11 protein-coding genes are annotated in these 13,590 nt (G+C 71.3%); 5 read left to right on the forward strand and 6 right to left on the reverse strand.

Going from position 1 to position 13,590, the window contains the following annotated elements; genetic code table 11:
* Positions 1-81: 81 nt before the first annotated feature.
* The 4 genes from AB0M80_RS15210 to AB0M80_RS15225 are packed head-to-tail and all read right to left on the reverse strand — an operon-like array spanning position 82 to position 4,834.
* Positions 82-1,080: a TIGR03842 family LLM class F420-dependent oxidoreductase gene (locus tag AB0M80_RS15210; RefSeq protein WP_364564224.1), complete on the reverse strand. Its 999-nt coding sequence runs from the start codon at positions 1,078-1,080 to the stop codon at positions 82-84.
* 10 nt (positions 1,081-1,090) lie between these two features.
* Positions 1,091-2,473: a dihydropyrimidinase gene (hydA, locus tag AB0M80_RS15215; protein ID WP_364564226.1), complete on the reverse strand. Its 1,383-nt coding sequence runs from the start codon at positions 2,471-2,473 to the stop codon at positions 1,091-1,093.
* Positions 2,473-3,255, reverse strand: coding sequence for a nitrilase-related carbon-nitrogen hydrolase (locus tag AB0M80_RS15220; RefSeq protein ID WP_364564777.1), 783 nt, complete (start codon positions 3,253-3,255; stop codon positions 2,473-2,475). Before AB0M80_RS15220 ends, hydA begins: the two co-directional genes overlap by 1 nt.
* 10 nt (positions 3,256-3,265) lie before the next feature.
* Positions 3,266-4,834, reverse strand: coding sequence for an NCS1 family nucleobase:cation symporter-1 (locus AB0M80_RS15225; protein WP_364564229.1), 1,569 nt, complete (start codon positions 4,832-4,834; stop codon positions 3,266-3,268).
* 220 nt (positions 4,835-5,054) lie between these two features.
* On the opposite strand from AB0M80_RS15225, the gene AB0M80_RS15230 reads away from it, so the two are divergent.
* The 3 genes from AB0M80_RS15230 (at position 5,055) to AB0M80_RS15240 (ending at position 8,589) form a co-directional block, all read left to right on the forward strand.
* On the forward strand, positions 5,055-5,747 hold the full coding sequence (locus AB0M80_RS15230; RefSeq protein WP_364564231.1) for a response regulator transcription factor: 693 nt from the start codon (positions 5,055-5,057) through the stop codon (positions 5,745-5,747).
* Positions 5,744-6,736 carry an ATP-binding protein gene (locus AB0M80_RS15235; RefSeq protein WP_364564234.1) on the forward strand — a complete coding sequence of 331 codons (993 nt, stop codon included), beginning with the start codon at positions 5,744-5,746 and terminating at the stop codon, positions 6,734-6,736. The genes AB0M80_RS15230 and AB0M80_RS15235 overlap by 4 nt, the downstream gene beginning before the upstream one ends.
* Positions 6,737-7,116: 380 nt before the next feature.
* Positions 7,117-8,589 carry a DUF4173 domain-containing protein gene (locus tag AB0M80_RS15240; RefSeq protein WP_364564237.1) on the forward strand — a complete coding sequence of 491 codons (1,473 nt, stop codon included), beginning with the start codon at positions 7,117-7,119 and terminating at the stop codon, positions 8,587-8,589.
* Between the two features lie 125 nt (positions 8,590-8,714).
* On the opposite strand, the gene AB0M80_RS15245 is transcribed toward AB0M80_RS15240, so the two are convergent.
* Together AB0M80_RS15245 and AB0M80_RS15250 are read right to left on the reverse strand one after the other, a co-directional pair.
* A complete protein-coding gene (locus AB0M80_RS15245; protein ID WP_364564240.1) occupies positions 8,715-9,047 on the reverse strand; it encodes an SSI family serine proteinase inhibitor in 333 nt (110 codons plus the stop codon).
* 58 nt (positions 9,048-9,105) lie between these two features.
* The gene (locus AB0M80_RS15250) at positions 9,106-10,743 is read right to left on the reverse strand and encodes a PucR family transcriptional regulator ligand-binding domain-containing protein (RefSeq protein WP_364564243.1); all 1,638 of its coding nucleotides are present in this window, start codon (positions 10,741-10,743) and stop codon (positions 9,106-9,108) included.
* Positions 10,744-10,877: 134 nt separating this feature from the next.
* Between AB0M80_RS15250 and AB0M80_RS15255 the strand changes: the two genes are divergently transcribed.
* Positions 10,878-12,368, forward strand: a complete 1,491-nt coding sequence (locus AB0M80_RS15255; RefSeq protein ID WP_364564246.1) for a CoA-acylating methylmalonate-semialdehyde dehydrogenase — start codon at positions 10,878-10,880, stop codon at positions 12,366-12,368.
* 176 nt (positions 12,369-12,544) lie between these two features.
* A complete protein-coding gene (gene hrcA / locus AB0M80_RS15260; protein WP_364564247.1) occupies positions 12,545-13,570 on the forward strand; it encodes a heat-inducible transcriptional repressor HrcA in 1,026 nt (341 codons plus the stop codon).
* The last annotated feature ends 20 nt before the right edge of the window (positions 13,571-13,590 follow it).

The raw sequence follows: 13,590 nt of genomic DNA on the forward strand, positions 1-13,590 counted from the left end.
CCCTTGATCGTCCCGCCCCGGACCCGGTGTGCGCACTGGGGCGAACCACCGAATCCGGGGTGGGGTAAACCGCAGCCCCGATCAGGTGGTGAGCTTCGGGATGATCTGCGTTCCGTAGGAGGCGAGGGTCGCTTCCCGGTCGTCGTGCATCAGGTACAGCGAGAACTGGTCCACACCGAGCTCCGCCAGTTCCTGCAACTTCTCCACGTGCGCCGACGGCGGCCCCAGCAGGCAGAACCGGTCGACGATCTCGTCCGGGACGAATTCCGTCGACGGGTTGCCCGCCTTGCCGTGGTGGCTGTAGTCGTAGCCCTCGCGTTCCCGGATGTAGTCGGTCAACTCCCGGGGCACCGCGCCGGAGGCGCCGTAGCGGGTCACCAGGTCCGCGACGTGGTTGCCGACCATCCCGCCGAACCAGCGCAGCTGTTCGCGCTGGTGGGGCAGGTCGTCGCCGACGTAGGCCGGCGCCGCGACGCAGATCGTGATGCCGGCCGGGTCGCGGCCGGCCGCGCGGGCCGCGTCGCGGACCGCGCCGATCGTCCAGCGGGCGATCGCCGGGTCGGCGCACTGCAGGATGAAGCCGTCGGCGTGCTCGCCGACCGTCTTCAGCGCCTTCGGTCCGTAGCCGGCCATCCACATTTCGAGCCGGCCGTTCGTGATCCACGGGATCCGCACGGTCGTGTCGTTCATCGTCACCGCGCGGCCTTCGGCGAGGTCCTTGACCACGCGCATGCAGTCGCGCACCGTGGCCAAAGTGGACGGTGGCTTGCCGACCACCCGGTGCGCCGAGTCGCCGCGGCCGATGCCGCAGACCGTGCGGTTGCCGTACATGTCGTTGAGCGTGGCGAAGGTCGACGCCATCACCGACCAGTCCCGCGTTCCGGGACTGGTCACCATCGGTCCCACCACGAGGGACGACGTCGCCGCCAGGATCGCCGAGTAGATGACGAACGGCTCCTGCCACAGCACGCAGGAGTCGAACGTCCAGCCGTAGCGGAACCCGGCGTCCTCGGCGTCCTTCATCAGCCGCACGACGTCCCGGGCGGGCGGATCCGTCTGCAGCACGATCCCGAAATCCACGGCCCGCCTCCTAGTTCAGGTACTGGTTCAGCGAGCGGGACAGGAACTTCCCGTGTGACGTCGACCCGGAGAACCCGGAGGGCGACACGACAACGCGCCCGCGGGACAGCACCGTGTGCACGCGACCGGTGATTTCGAGCCCCTCATACGCCGAGTAGTCCACGTTCATGTGGTGCGTCGAAGCCGACAGCGTCTGCGTTGCCGAAGGGTCGTAGATCACGATGTCCGCGTCCGAACCCGCCGCGATGACGCCCTTGCGCGGGTACAGCCCGAACATCCGCGCCGGCGTCGCCGAGCACGTCTCGACCCACCGGCCGAGGGTCAGCTCGCCGGCGACGACGCCCTGGTGCAGCAGGTCCATCCGGTGCTCGACGCCCGGCATCCCGTTCGGGATGGCCCGGAAGTCGCCGCGGCCCAGTTCCTTCTGGTCCTTGAAGCAGAACGGGCAGTGGTCGGTGGACACCACGGACAGGTCGTTCGTCCGCAGTCCGCGCCACAGGTCGGCTTGGTGCGACTTCTCCCGCAGCGGTGGCGAAGCGACGTACTTGGCGCCCTCGAAGTCCGGCTTCGCCAGGTCCTCGATGGACAGGTACAGGTACTGCGGGCACGTCTCGGCGAAGACGTTCTGCCCTTCGTTGCGCGCTTCCGCCACCGCCGCCAGCGCTTGCGACGCCGACAGGTGCACGATGTACAGCGGCGAACCGGTGACCTTCGCGAGCTGGATCGCCCGCGACGTTGCCTCTCCTTCCAGCTCCGGCGGCCGCGTGAGGCCGTGCTGCACGGGATCGATGTTCCCGGCGGCGAACGCCTGCGCCGCCAGCTGGTCGATCGCGATGCCGTTCTCGGCGTGCATCATGATCGTAGCGCCGATTTCGCGCGCTTTCTGCATCGCCAGCAGGATTTCCCCGTCCGTGGAGTAGAACACCCCCGGGTACGCCATGAACATCTTGAAGCTGCCGACACCGCCGTCGACGCAGGCTTCCATCTCCTTCAACGACTGGTCGTTGACGTCGGAGACGATCATGTGGAAGCCGTAGTCGATCGCGCAGTTGCCGTCGGCTTTGGCGTGCCACTTGTCCAACGTGGACAGCAGCGACGTGCCCTTGGCCTGCACGGCGAAGTCGATGATCGTGGTCGTGCCACCCCACGCGGCCGCCGTCGTGCCGGTCGAGAACGTGTCGGCCGACTGCGTGCCGCCGAACGGCATCTCCATGTGGGTGTGGGCGTCGATGCCGCCGGGCAGCACGTACTTCCCGGTGGCGTCGATCGTCTCGTCGCCGGTCAGCGCCCCGGGCGCCCCGACGGCGGCGATGGTCTCGCCGTCGACGAGGACGTCCGCCAAGAGAGCGCCCGACGGCGAGACGACCTGGCCGCCCTTGATGAGCGTGGTCATCAGGCCTCCGCGAGGGGGCCGTAGGTGTCCGGACGCCGGTCGCGGTAGAACGCCCACTGGTTGCGGACGTCGTCGAGCAGCCCCAGGTCGAGGTCGCGCACGACGACCTCGTCGTCGGTGTCGGACGCGGCGTCGCCGACGAGCTGCCCGCGCGGGTCGACGAAGTACGTCTGGCCGTAGAAGTCGTTGTCGCCCAGCGGTTCCACGCCGACCCGGTTGATCGCGCCGACGAAGTACTCGTTCGCCACCGCGGCCGCCGGCTGCTCCAGCCGCCACAGGTACTGCGACAGGCTGCGGCTGGTCGCCGACGGGTTGAACACGATCTTCGCCCCGGCCAGCCCGAGGGCGCGCCAGCCCTCGGGGAAGTGCCGTTCGTAGCAGATGTAGACGCCGATGCGGCCCACGGCGGTGTCGAACACCGGGTAGCCGAGGTTGCCGGGCCGGAAGTAGAACTTCTCCCAGAAGCCCTTGACCTGCGGGATGTGGTTCTTGCGGTACTTGCCGAGGTAGGTGCCGTCGGCATCGATCACCGCGGCGGTGTTGTAGTAGACGCCGGGCTGCTCGGCCTCGTACATCGGCACGATCAGCACGACGCCGTGGCGCTCGGCCACCTCCTGCATGAGCTTCGTGGTCGGACCGTCGGGGATGGCCTCGGTGTAGGAGTAGTAGTCGGCGTCCTGCACCTGGCAGAAGTACGGCCCGTAGAACAGTTCTTGGAGGCAGACGACCTGGGCGCCCTGCGAAGCGGCGGTGCCGATGTGGTCGACCGCCGCCTTGATCATGGACTCCTTGTCACCCGTCCACCGCTGCTGGATCAGGCCGGCTCGAACCACGCTCACTGATTTCCTCCTTGTTCGTAGCGGACATGGACAGGGCGGCGAAGACGACGAACGCGCCGACCAGGCCGACCACCCAGTTGTAGTCGTAGAGCGGCTTGAGGAACGGGAGGATGCCGTCGGCGGGGAACGGGCCAGTATTGGCGGCACTGTAGGCGCCTCCTACTGCTAGTACGGCGCCCACCAGCGTCGCGACCAGCGCGCGCCAGTTCCAGCCGCCGGTGAACCAATACACCCCATCGGGTGTGTACAGGTCCCTCAAGCGGAGCTTCGTGCGGTTGACCAGCCAGTAGCCGGCGACGAGCACCCCGGCGACCGCGCCGAGCAGGCCGCCGTAGAACCCGAGCCAGGCGAAGATGTAGATGTTCGGGTCGGAGTAGAGCCGCCACGGCTGGATCAGGATGCCGATGACGCCGGTGATCCCGCCGCCGACCGCGAACGTGATCTTCTTCGGGAACGCGTTGGAGAAGTCGTAGGACGGGCTGACGACGTTGGCCGCCAGGTTCGCCGAGATCGTCGCCAGCACCAGCGCGACCAGGGCGACGACGACCACGACCGGGCTGGTGAACTTGTCGGCCAGCTGCGCCGGGTCCCAGATGTCCTCGCCGTAGAGCACGTGCCCGCCCGAGGTCGTCAGGATGGCCACGATCGCGATGAACGTCATCGTCGTCGGCAGGCCGAGGAGCTGGCCGCGGACCTGCTTGCGCTGGCTGCCGCCGAAGCGGGTGAAGTCCGGCATGTTCAGCGACAGCGTCGACCAGAACGCGATCATCGCCATCAGCGACGGCGCGAACACCTTCCAGAAGTCCGGGCCCCAGCCCAGCTTGCCGCCGTCGGACAGGATCGGGCCGAGCCCGCCCGCCTTCACCAGCACGTACCCGAGCATGATCAGGAAGCCGACCGACACCAGCGGCGCCGTCCAGTTCTCGAACCGGCGGACCGCGTCCATGCCGCGCCAGATGATGAGCATCTGGCCGATCCAGAACACGACGAACGACAGCCACAGCGTCCAGTGCTGCCCGGCGATCACCGGCGCGTCCCGCCACCACGAGCCGAGCAGGCGCCCGAGGATGACGTAGATGGCCTCGCCGCCGACCCAGGTCTGGATACCGAACCAGCCGCACGCGATGAACGCGCGCAGCAACGCGGCCAGGTTGGCGCCGCGCAGGCCGTAGAACGCGCGGGCGAACACCGGGAACGGGATGCCGTACTTGGTGCCGGCGTGGCTGTTGAGCAGCATCGGCACGAGCACGACCAGGTTGCCGATCGTGATCGTGATCAGCGCCTGCACCCAGTTCATGCCGAGCGCGATGAGCGACGCGGCCAGTGCGTAACTGGGGATGTTGTGCGCCATCCCCATCCAGAGCGCGAAGTAGTTGTAGGTGGTCCAGGTTCGTTTTTCGATCGCGACGGGGGCCAGCTCTTCGTTGAAGAACCGGCTGCCTTCGAGAGACCGGACGTCGGCGGGGTCGAGCTCGACCCGGCCGTCGTCGTGCACGCGCTGGTCTGCGGGTGTCGGCGCCATTGCGGAATCCTGCGCGCCTGGTCATCGCCGGGGCAACGGCAGACTGTTCACTCTTCCCCGATCAGGAGTGCAGTCTGTCGATTGCGCGAAGGGGCTCCTGAGTGCATGACCTGCGTCACACGCCTGGTCGTCACGAACCGGCAATGCGGGTGAAACGTCTCCACAGGATCTCCACACTTCACGCGAACCGTCTCCACCGGGGGTGCTTAAGGTCGTGACCATGGAACTGGGTGGACGGCGGGTGCTCGTCGTCGAGGACGACGTCACGATCGCCGCGTCGATCGCGGCCCGGCTGCGGGCCGAGGGGTTCACCGTGGACGTCGCCCACGACGGACCGGCCGCGGTGGAAGCCGACTCGGCGGGCGAGCCGGAGCTGGTGGTGCTCGACGTGATGCTGCCGGGGTTCGACGGCCTCGAGGTCTGCCGCCGGATCCAGGGCCGCCGTCCGGTGCCGGTGCTGATGCTGACCGCCCGGGCCGACGAGACGGACATGCTGGTCGGCCTCGGGGTCGGCGCCGACGACTACCTCACGAAGCCGTTCTCGATGCGGGTGCTGACGGCCCGGGTGCACGCGCTGCTGCGGCGGGTGGACCGTTCTTCCCGGGCCGATTCGACCCGGATCGTGCTGGGCGACCTCGAGATCGACCTCGACCAGCGGCGCGTCGCCCGGGCCGGGGTCGCGGCGCAGCTGACGCCGATCGAGTTCGACTTGCTGGTGCACTTCGCGCGGCGGCCGCGGGTGGTGCAGCCCCGGGAACGGCTGCTGTCGGAGGTGTGGGACTGGGACGTCCACGGCACGTCCGCGGGCACCCGGGCGGTGGACAGCCACATCAAGGCGCTGCGGCGGAAGCTCGGCGCGGACCTGATCCGCACGGTGCACGGCGTCGGCTACGCGTTGGAGGCAGGCTCGTGAACCTCGTTCCGCGGCCGCTGGACCGGATCCGGTCGATCAAGCTGAAGCTGGCGATCCTGATGGTCGCCTCCGGCGGGGTGGCGTTCGCGTTCTTCAACTGGCAGATCGGCTGGCTGCCGCCGAAGACGACGATCACCGCGATGGTGCTCGCCCTGGTGCTGTCGCAGCTACTGGCGCACGGGATGACCCGCCCGCTGCGCGAGATGACGGCCGCGGCGCGGGCGATGGCGAAGGGTGACTACACCCGCCGCATCCGCGCGACGACGCGAGACGAGGTCGGCGAGCTGGCGCAGGCGTTCAACCAGATGGCGGGGGACCTCGGCGACGCCGACCGGCAGCGCCGGGAGCTGATCGCGAACGTGTCCCACGAGCTGCGGACGCCGATCACGGCACTGAGCGGCGTGCTGGAGAACCTCGTCGACGGCGTCGAGGACCCGGATCCGGCGACGCTGAAGACGGCGTGGCAGCAGACCGAGCGCCTGGCGATCCTGGTGGACGAGCTCCTGGACCTGTCGCGGCTCGACGCGGGGGCGATCCCGCTGCACAAGACGAAGTTTTCGCTCTGGTCGCTGCTGTCCGAGGTGGTCGGTGAGGCGGCGTTCGCGGGCCGCGGGGTGACGTTCGCCGTGTCGGTGTCCCCGGAGGGTGCGGTGGTGACGGCGGACCGCGGGCGGCTGTTCCAGGTGGTGGCCAACCTCCTGGAGAACGCGGCCCGCCACGGTCCGGCGGGCGGCGAGGTCCGGGTGATCGCCCAGGTGCGCCAGGGCGAGGTGCGCATCGACGTCTGTGATGAGGGACCGGGCATCTCGCCGGCGGACCGGGAGCGGGTGTTCGAGCGGTTCACCCGCGGTGACCGTCCGACCGGCGGTGGCACGGGGCTGGGGCTGGCGATCGCCCGGTGGGCGGTGGACCTGCACGGGGGGACGATCGGCGTGGTGGACCCCTCGCCGGGGCCGGGCAGCCGGATCCGGGTGACCCTCCCGGCTTAGTTGCGGTACCGGCACGGCCGGCGGCTCGGTGACGGGCGGAGAGATTCGCAAAAGCGAACACGAAAGCAGGCGAGATGCCGAAGAACAGGATGGGTGAGCCCGGCGATCCGGGGGCGGGGAAGAAGGTGCCGCGGGGGAAGCGGCCGGAAGGCGGTGGGGTTTCGGGCGGGGCGGGCATGGCCGGAGGTGGGCCGGGGGTCAAGGCAGCCTGGGGTGGGCCGGAGGGTGAGGCGGCCCGGGGTGGGCCGGGGGGCGAGACGGCTTGGGGTGCTTCGGCGGTGGCCGGTGGCGTTCCCGGTGGCGTTCCCGGTGGCTCGGCTGCAGGTGGGGGTCCTGCGGTCGACCATCCGGGAGCCGGTGCTCCGGCGGCTGGCGGTGGGGTGGCTGTCGCTGCTCCGCCCGTTCTCCTGCGGCCGTTGCCGCCGCCGAAGTCCGCTGTCGTTCCGATGCCGCCCGCGGTGTTGCCTGCCGCCGGGCTGGCCGGGGTGGCCGGTGCGCTCGTGCTGCCCGTCGACCGGCCGGGGGTGGGCTGGCTGCTCTCCGGGCTGGCCGTCGCCGCCGCCGTCTTCCTGGCGGATCGGCGGTCTCGGGCGGCCGGCGAGCCGGGGCCCTTCACCTGGCGCAGCGCCGGGTGGGCGGTCCTCGCCCTCGCGCTGCTCGCCGTGGGGGCCGTGCGGGCGTCGGGGTGGCTGTTCGTGTTGTGCGTGCTCGCCGCCGTCGTCACCGGGTCGCTGGCCGTCGTCGGGGAACGGACCGTCAATTCCGTGCTCTACGACATGCTCGCCCTGCCCGTCGAGGCCTTCCGCGCGATCCCGTGGGTCGGGCGCGGCGCCGGGCGCTTCACCGCCCGCCGTGACGGTGTCGCCCGCCGGATCGCGCTCGCCGTGCTGGCCGCCGCCGCCATCGTCGGGGTGTTCGTGCCGCTGCTCGCCAGTGCCGATGCCGCCTTCGCCGCGGTCGTCGACGCCCTGATCCCCGAGCTCGGGGTCGCGACGCTCGTGCGGTGGTGCACGGTGTTCGCCGCCGTCACCTTGGTCGTGGCCGGGGCGTGCTACTTCCTCGCCGCCCCACCGCAACGGGCGTCGGCCGACCGTCCACACCGGAGCCGGTACGGTCTGGAGTGGACGGTCCCGCTCACCGTGCTCGTCCTGGTGTTCAGCGTCTTCGTCGGGGTGCGGCTGGTGGTGCTGTTCGGCGGCACCGAATACGTCCTGCGCACCAGCGGGTTGACGGCGGCGCAGTACGCCCGCGGCGGCTTCTGGCAGCTGTGCGCGGTCACCGTGCTGACGCTCGCCATCGTCGCGGCCGCCCTGCGCTGGGCGCCGGACGCCACCCGCGCCGACCGGCTGCGCCAGCGCGTCCTGCTCGGGACGTTGAGCGCGCTGACCCTGGTGCTCGTCGGTTCGGCGTTGAGCCGCATGGGGACGTACCAGCAGGCGTACGGCTTCACCGTGCTCCGGCTGCTGGTCGAGGTCTGCGAACTGTGGTTCGGCGCGGTGTTCGTCTGCGTGCTGGCGTCGCTGGTCAAGCTGCGCTCGGCGTGGCTGCCCCGCGCGGCGATCGGCACGGCCGCGGCGGCGCTGTTCGTGCTGGCCGTTCTCGACCCGGAACGCCTCATCGCCGACGCCAACCTCGACCGCGCGGCCGCCGGCAAGACCCTGGACGACCACTACCTGGCGGGCTTCTCGGCCGACGTGGTCCCGGTGGTCTCGGCCCGGCTGCCGGAACCGCTGCGCACGTGCGTGCTGCGGCAGGTGCTGCGCAACGACACCCCGGACGGCTGGCCGGCGTGGAACCTCAGCCGTTCGGCGGCCCGCGACGTGACGCTCGGCCCAGTAGCCGGCTGCGGCTGAACCGAACCGCTGGTCGGCGCGTGGTCAAGAGTTGCGCGGAAGCCACCGGACCGTCGTGGGGGCGGCCTGGCGGCTTCCGCGCGCGCTCCGATCGGGCGATGGGTGTCCGGTGTCGCGGAACTGCGTCAGAAAGCGAAGACCTCGTCCGAGTCGCGGACGGCCTCGCAGCGGTTCGCGTACGTCGTGCGGAACGACACCGGCTCGCCGCGCCAGGTGCCGGTCGCCGTGACGTCCACCGGAGCGTAGATCAACGTGCACGCCTGGTGGCGCGCGGTGATCCGGGAGAAGTCGCCGTCGGCGCCGGACAGCACCGCGCACGCCTTGTCACGCTTCGGGTGCGTGCCACCGGCGGGCTCGCACGTCAGGACCACCGAACCGATCCGGTTGGCGGTGTCGTGGGTGGTCAGCTGCAGCGTCGACGCCGGGGGTTGCGCCGGCGCCAGACAGCCGAGGCTCATCAAGCAGGCTGCGAAGGGGAGGAGGGCCATATCGGTGTCATCGGCAGCCCGGAGCCGATCACTGTGCTGCACGTCCGGGTGACTCGTCTTCACTCGGCCGGGTGAGGTCCCCCGCGAGCAGGGCGACGTACAGCGAAAGCATCGACTCCGGCTCCTCCAGCCGGACACCGAGGACCTGCTCGATCCGGGCGAGCTGCTGGTAGTAGGCGGTCCGGGAGGTGTGCGCCGCCGCGGCCGCCGCCGACTTGTTGCCGCCCTGCTCGCAGTAGTGCCGCAGGGCCTGGACGAGCCGGCTGCCCGAAGCGGCGTCGCGCTGCAGCAGCGGCCCGAGCTCACGGGTCGCGAACGCCGCGACGCGCTCGTCGCCGGAAAGCAGGTGCAGCAGGCCGCGCAGGCGGACGTCGGACAGCCGGTGCACCACCCGTTCCGCACCCGTGCCGAGCGCGGCCGCCGCGACCTGCCCGGCCTCCAGCAGCGTCCGGCGCGCTTCGGCCGGGGACGACACCGTGGTGCCGACCGCGAGCACCCCCGGCGCGCTGCCGCGGGCCTCGTGGACGTCGGTGGCGAGCCGGTGCAGCACGGCGTCGGCGTTCGCCTCCGGCGACAGCGCGATCAGCGCCCGCACGCCGAGGTCGTCCGTCGCCACCAGGGCCGACACCTTCGCGCGGCGCGCCGCCAGCACCGTCGCTTCGGCCAGCTCGCGCAGCACCGGCGGGGTGGACAGCGCGGGCCGCGCGGTGCCGGTCAGCCGCGGCCGGACCGCCAGCCCGACCAGCTGCCGCCCGGGCAGCGGCACAGCCAGCGCCGAGGCCCGCGCGAGCAGCTCGGCCGTCGGCGCCGGTGACGCGAGCAGCTCGGCGAGCACCACGCGGTGGGCTTGGCGTTCGAGACTGTCGGAGTCCTTGGCGACCAGCCGGTGCACGGCCAGCGCGGACGCGGCTCGCTCGGCGACCACGCGGTGGCGGTGCGGCGGCTGGTCGGCGCAGACGACGATCAGCCGGCCCCAGTCGTGCCCGCGCGCGCCGACCACCGTCACCAGCCAGCCGGAACCGGGGTGGTAGCCGGTCCGCTCGCCGACCTGGACCACCCGAGACCGGGCCGGCCAGCCGGTGAGCAGCTCGGCCGGGTCGGTGCCGGCCGCGTCGTAGGCGAGCACCTCGTGCGACAGCGTCTCCAGCACCACGGGCTGCTCGGTGAGCCGGGCGACCTCGCCCAGGACGACGCCGGGTTCCGCGCCCGCGACCGTCAGGGCGGTGAACGTCTCGTGCACGCGCTCGGCGGCGCGCAGTTCGGCGACCTGGGCGTCGACGATCTGGCCGTTCACCGCTTCGGTGACGCTCACGAACCGCGTCTCCCGTGAGAGCGTGACCAGCGGCAGGCCGTGTTCCTCGGCCGCTTCGACCAACGCGGCGGGCAGCTTGTCGCTCCAGTGCCGGACCAGCTCGACCACGACGCCGGCGGCGCCGACCCCGGCCAGGTCGGCGACGTACCGGGCCAGCGACGGGCCGTCGTCGGGCAGCGCGACGCCGGTCGTCAGCACCAGCTCGCCGCCGCGCAGCAGGTGCGCGATGTCGGCGACCTCGGCGACGTGCGCCCAGCGCACCGGCGCGTCCAGCCCGGCGGCGCCGGCGACGACGTGCGGACGGCCCTGGCGCAGCACCGGCAACGCGAGGACCTCGGCGACGGTCGGGTACATGGCTCCTCGGCGTGTGATCGGCAGGGACAGACTGTACGGCCGGGAGCCAACTGACGTACACGTTGCCGATGGCCTGGCGTGGCGCCCGCCCGGACACTCTGGGGGGACATTGCCGGAGTGAAGGAGTGCCCGCCGTGACCGACCGCATCAGCCACTGGATCGACGGCAAGCCGTTCACCGGCACCACCGCGCGCTCCGGTGAGGTCTTCGACCCCGCCACCGGCGAGGTCCGGGCGCAGGTCGACTTCGCCGGCGAGGCCGAGGTCGAAGCCGCCGTCGCCGCGGCCGGGGCGGCGCTGCCGGGCTGGCGCGGGACGTCACTGGCCGGGCGGACGCGGGTGCTGTTCGCCTTCCGTGAGCTGCTGTCGGCCCGCAAGCACGAGCTGGCGAAGATCATCACCGGCGAGCACGGCAAGGTCGAGTCCGACGCGGCCGGGGAGATCGCCCGCGCGATCGAGAACGTCGAGTTCGCCTGCGGGGCCGCCCAGCTGCTCAAGGGCGGGTTCAGCGAGAACGCGTCCACCGGCGTCGACGTCCATTCGATCGCCCAGCCGCTCGGTGTGGTCGGCGTGATCTCGCCGTTCAACTTCCCGGCCATGGTGCCGCTGTGGTTCGTCCCCAACGCGCTGGCCTGCGGCAACACCGTGGTGCTCAAGCCGAGCGAGAAGGATCCCTCGGCCGCGGTGTTCATCGCGGAGCTCTTCGCCGAGGCCGGGCTGCCCGCGGGCGCGCTCAACGTCCTGCACGGCGACAAGGTGGCGGTCGACGGGCTGCTGACGCACGCCGACGTCAAGGCGATCTCGTTCGTCGGGTCGACGCCGATCGCGCGCTACGTCTACGAGACCGGCACCCGGCACGGCAAGCGCGTCCAGGCCCTCGGCGGGGCGAAGAACCACATGGTGGTGCTGCCGGACGCCGACCTCGATCTGGCCGCCGACGCCGCGGTGTCGGCCGGGTTCGGCTCGGCGGGGGAGCGGTGCATGGCGGTGTCGGTGGTCGTCGCCGTCGACCCGGTCGGCGACGAGCTGGTCGCCAGGATCGCCGAGCGGATGGCCCGGCTGCGGGTCGGCGACGGCCGCGACCCCGAGTCGGAGATGGGGCCGCTGGTCACCGCGGCCCACCACGCCCGGGTCCAGTCCTATGTGGACGCCGGAGTGGCGTCCGGCGCGTCGTTGGTGGTGGACGGCCGCGGGATCGAGGTCGACGGCGGCGGCTTCTGGCTCGGCCCGACGCTGTTCGACCACGTCCGCCCGGACATGTCGATCTACACCGACGAGATCTTCGGCCCGGTGCTGTCGGTGGCGCGCGCGAGCTCCTACGACGACGCGCTGGCGCTGATCAACGCGAACCCGTACGGCAACGGCACGGCGATCTTCACCGGCGACGGCGCGGCCGCCCGGCAGTTCTCCAGCGACGTCGAGGTGGGCATGGTCGGGATCAACGTGCCGATCCCGGTCCCGGTCGGCTACTACTCCTTCGGCGGCTGGAAGGACTCGCTGTTCGGCGACAGCCACGCGTACGGGCCGGAAGGGTTCCACTTCTTCACCCGGACGAAGGTGGTCACGTCGCGGTGGCCGGACCGCTCGCACGCCGGGGTCAACCTGGGCTTCCCCCGCAGCTCCTGACCAAAGCCGTGAAGGCCACCTCGAGGGACCTGGAGTCCCTCGAGGTGGCCTTCACGGACCCGGGTCCGGCGCTCGCCGAGCCGACCCGCACCCACTGCTTCGGCCCGCGTTGAGCGCGACCGGCTCAGGCTTACGTAAACTCGGTGCGAGCAGCGAGCGAGGTAGGTGAGGAACCGGTGGCCAACGCGGAGGAACGCCGCTTCGACGTGCTGCGCGCGATCGTGGCCGACTACGTGTCCAACCAGGAACCTGTCGGGTCCAAGGCGATCGTCGAGCGGCACAACCTGGGTGTGTCGAGCGCCACGGTGCGCAACGACATGGCGACGCTCGAAGAAGAGGGCTACATCACCCAGCCGCACACCAGCGCCGGCCGCGTCCCGACCGACAAGGGCTACCGCCTCTTCGTCGACCGGCTGTCGGAGATCAAGCCGCTCTCGGCCGCCGAGCGCCGCGCCATCACCACGTTCCTCGACAGCGGCACCGACCTCGACGACGTCCTCCGCCGCTCGGTCCGGCTGCTCGCGCAGCTGACCCGCCAGGTCGCCGTCGTCCAGTACCCGATGCTGACCAACGCCAAGGTGCGCCACCTCGAAGTGGTGCCGCTCACCCCGGCGCGGCTGATGCTGGTGCTGATCACCGACAACGGGCGCGTCGACCAGCGCACCGTCGACATCGGCGACGTCGTCACCGAGGAGGACGTGGCCCGGCTCCGCACCGTGCTCAACGCGGCCATGTCCGGCCGGCGGCTCAACGACGCCGCGGCGCGCGTCGCCGAGCTGCCCGACAAGTCGCCGGGTGAGCTGCGGGACGCGCTCATCCGGATCACCACGGTGCTGGTCGAGTCGCTGGCCGAACACCCCGAAGAACGCCTGGTGCTCGGCGGCACCGCCAACCTCACGCGCAACGTCGCCGACTTCCCCGGCTCGCTGCGCCAGGTCCTCGAGGCGCTCGAGGAACAGGTCGTCGTGCTCAAGCTGCTGGCCGCCGCACGCAACCCCGGTGCGATCACGGTTCGCATCGGTGAGGAAAATGAGGACGAGCAGATGCGCAGCACCTCGGTCGTCTCGATCGGCTACGGCCGCGACGACGTGGTGCTCGGCGGCATGGGGGTGGTCGGCCCGACCCGGATGGACTACCCCGGCACGATCGCCGCGGTGCGCGCGGTCGCCAACTACGTGGGGCAGATCCTGGCCGGCCGCTGAGCCGGGCAGAGCAGAAGGAG

Source organism: Amycolatopsis sp. NPDC051045 (assembly GCF_040682955.1).
Taxonomy (GTDB): Bacteria; Actinomycetota; Actinomycetes; order Mycobacteriales; family Pseudonocardiaceae; genus Amycolatopsis.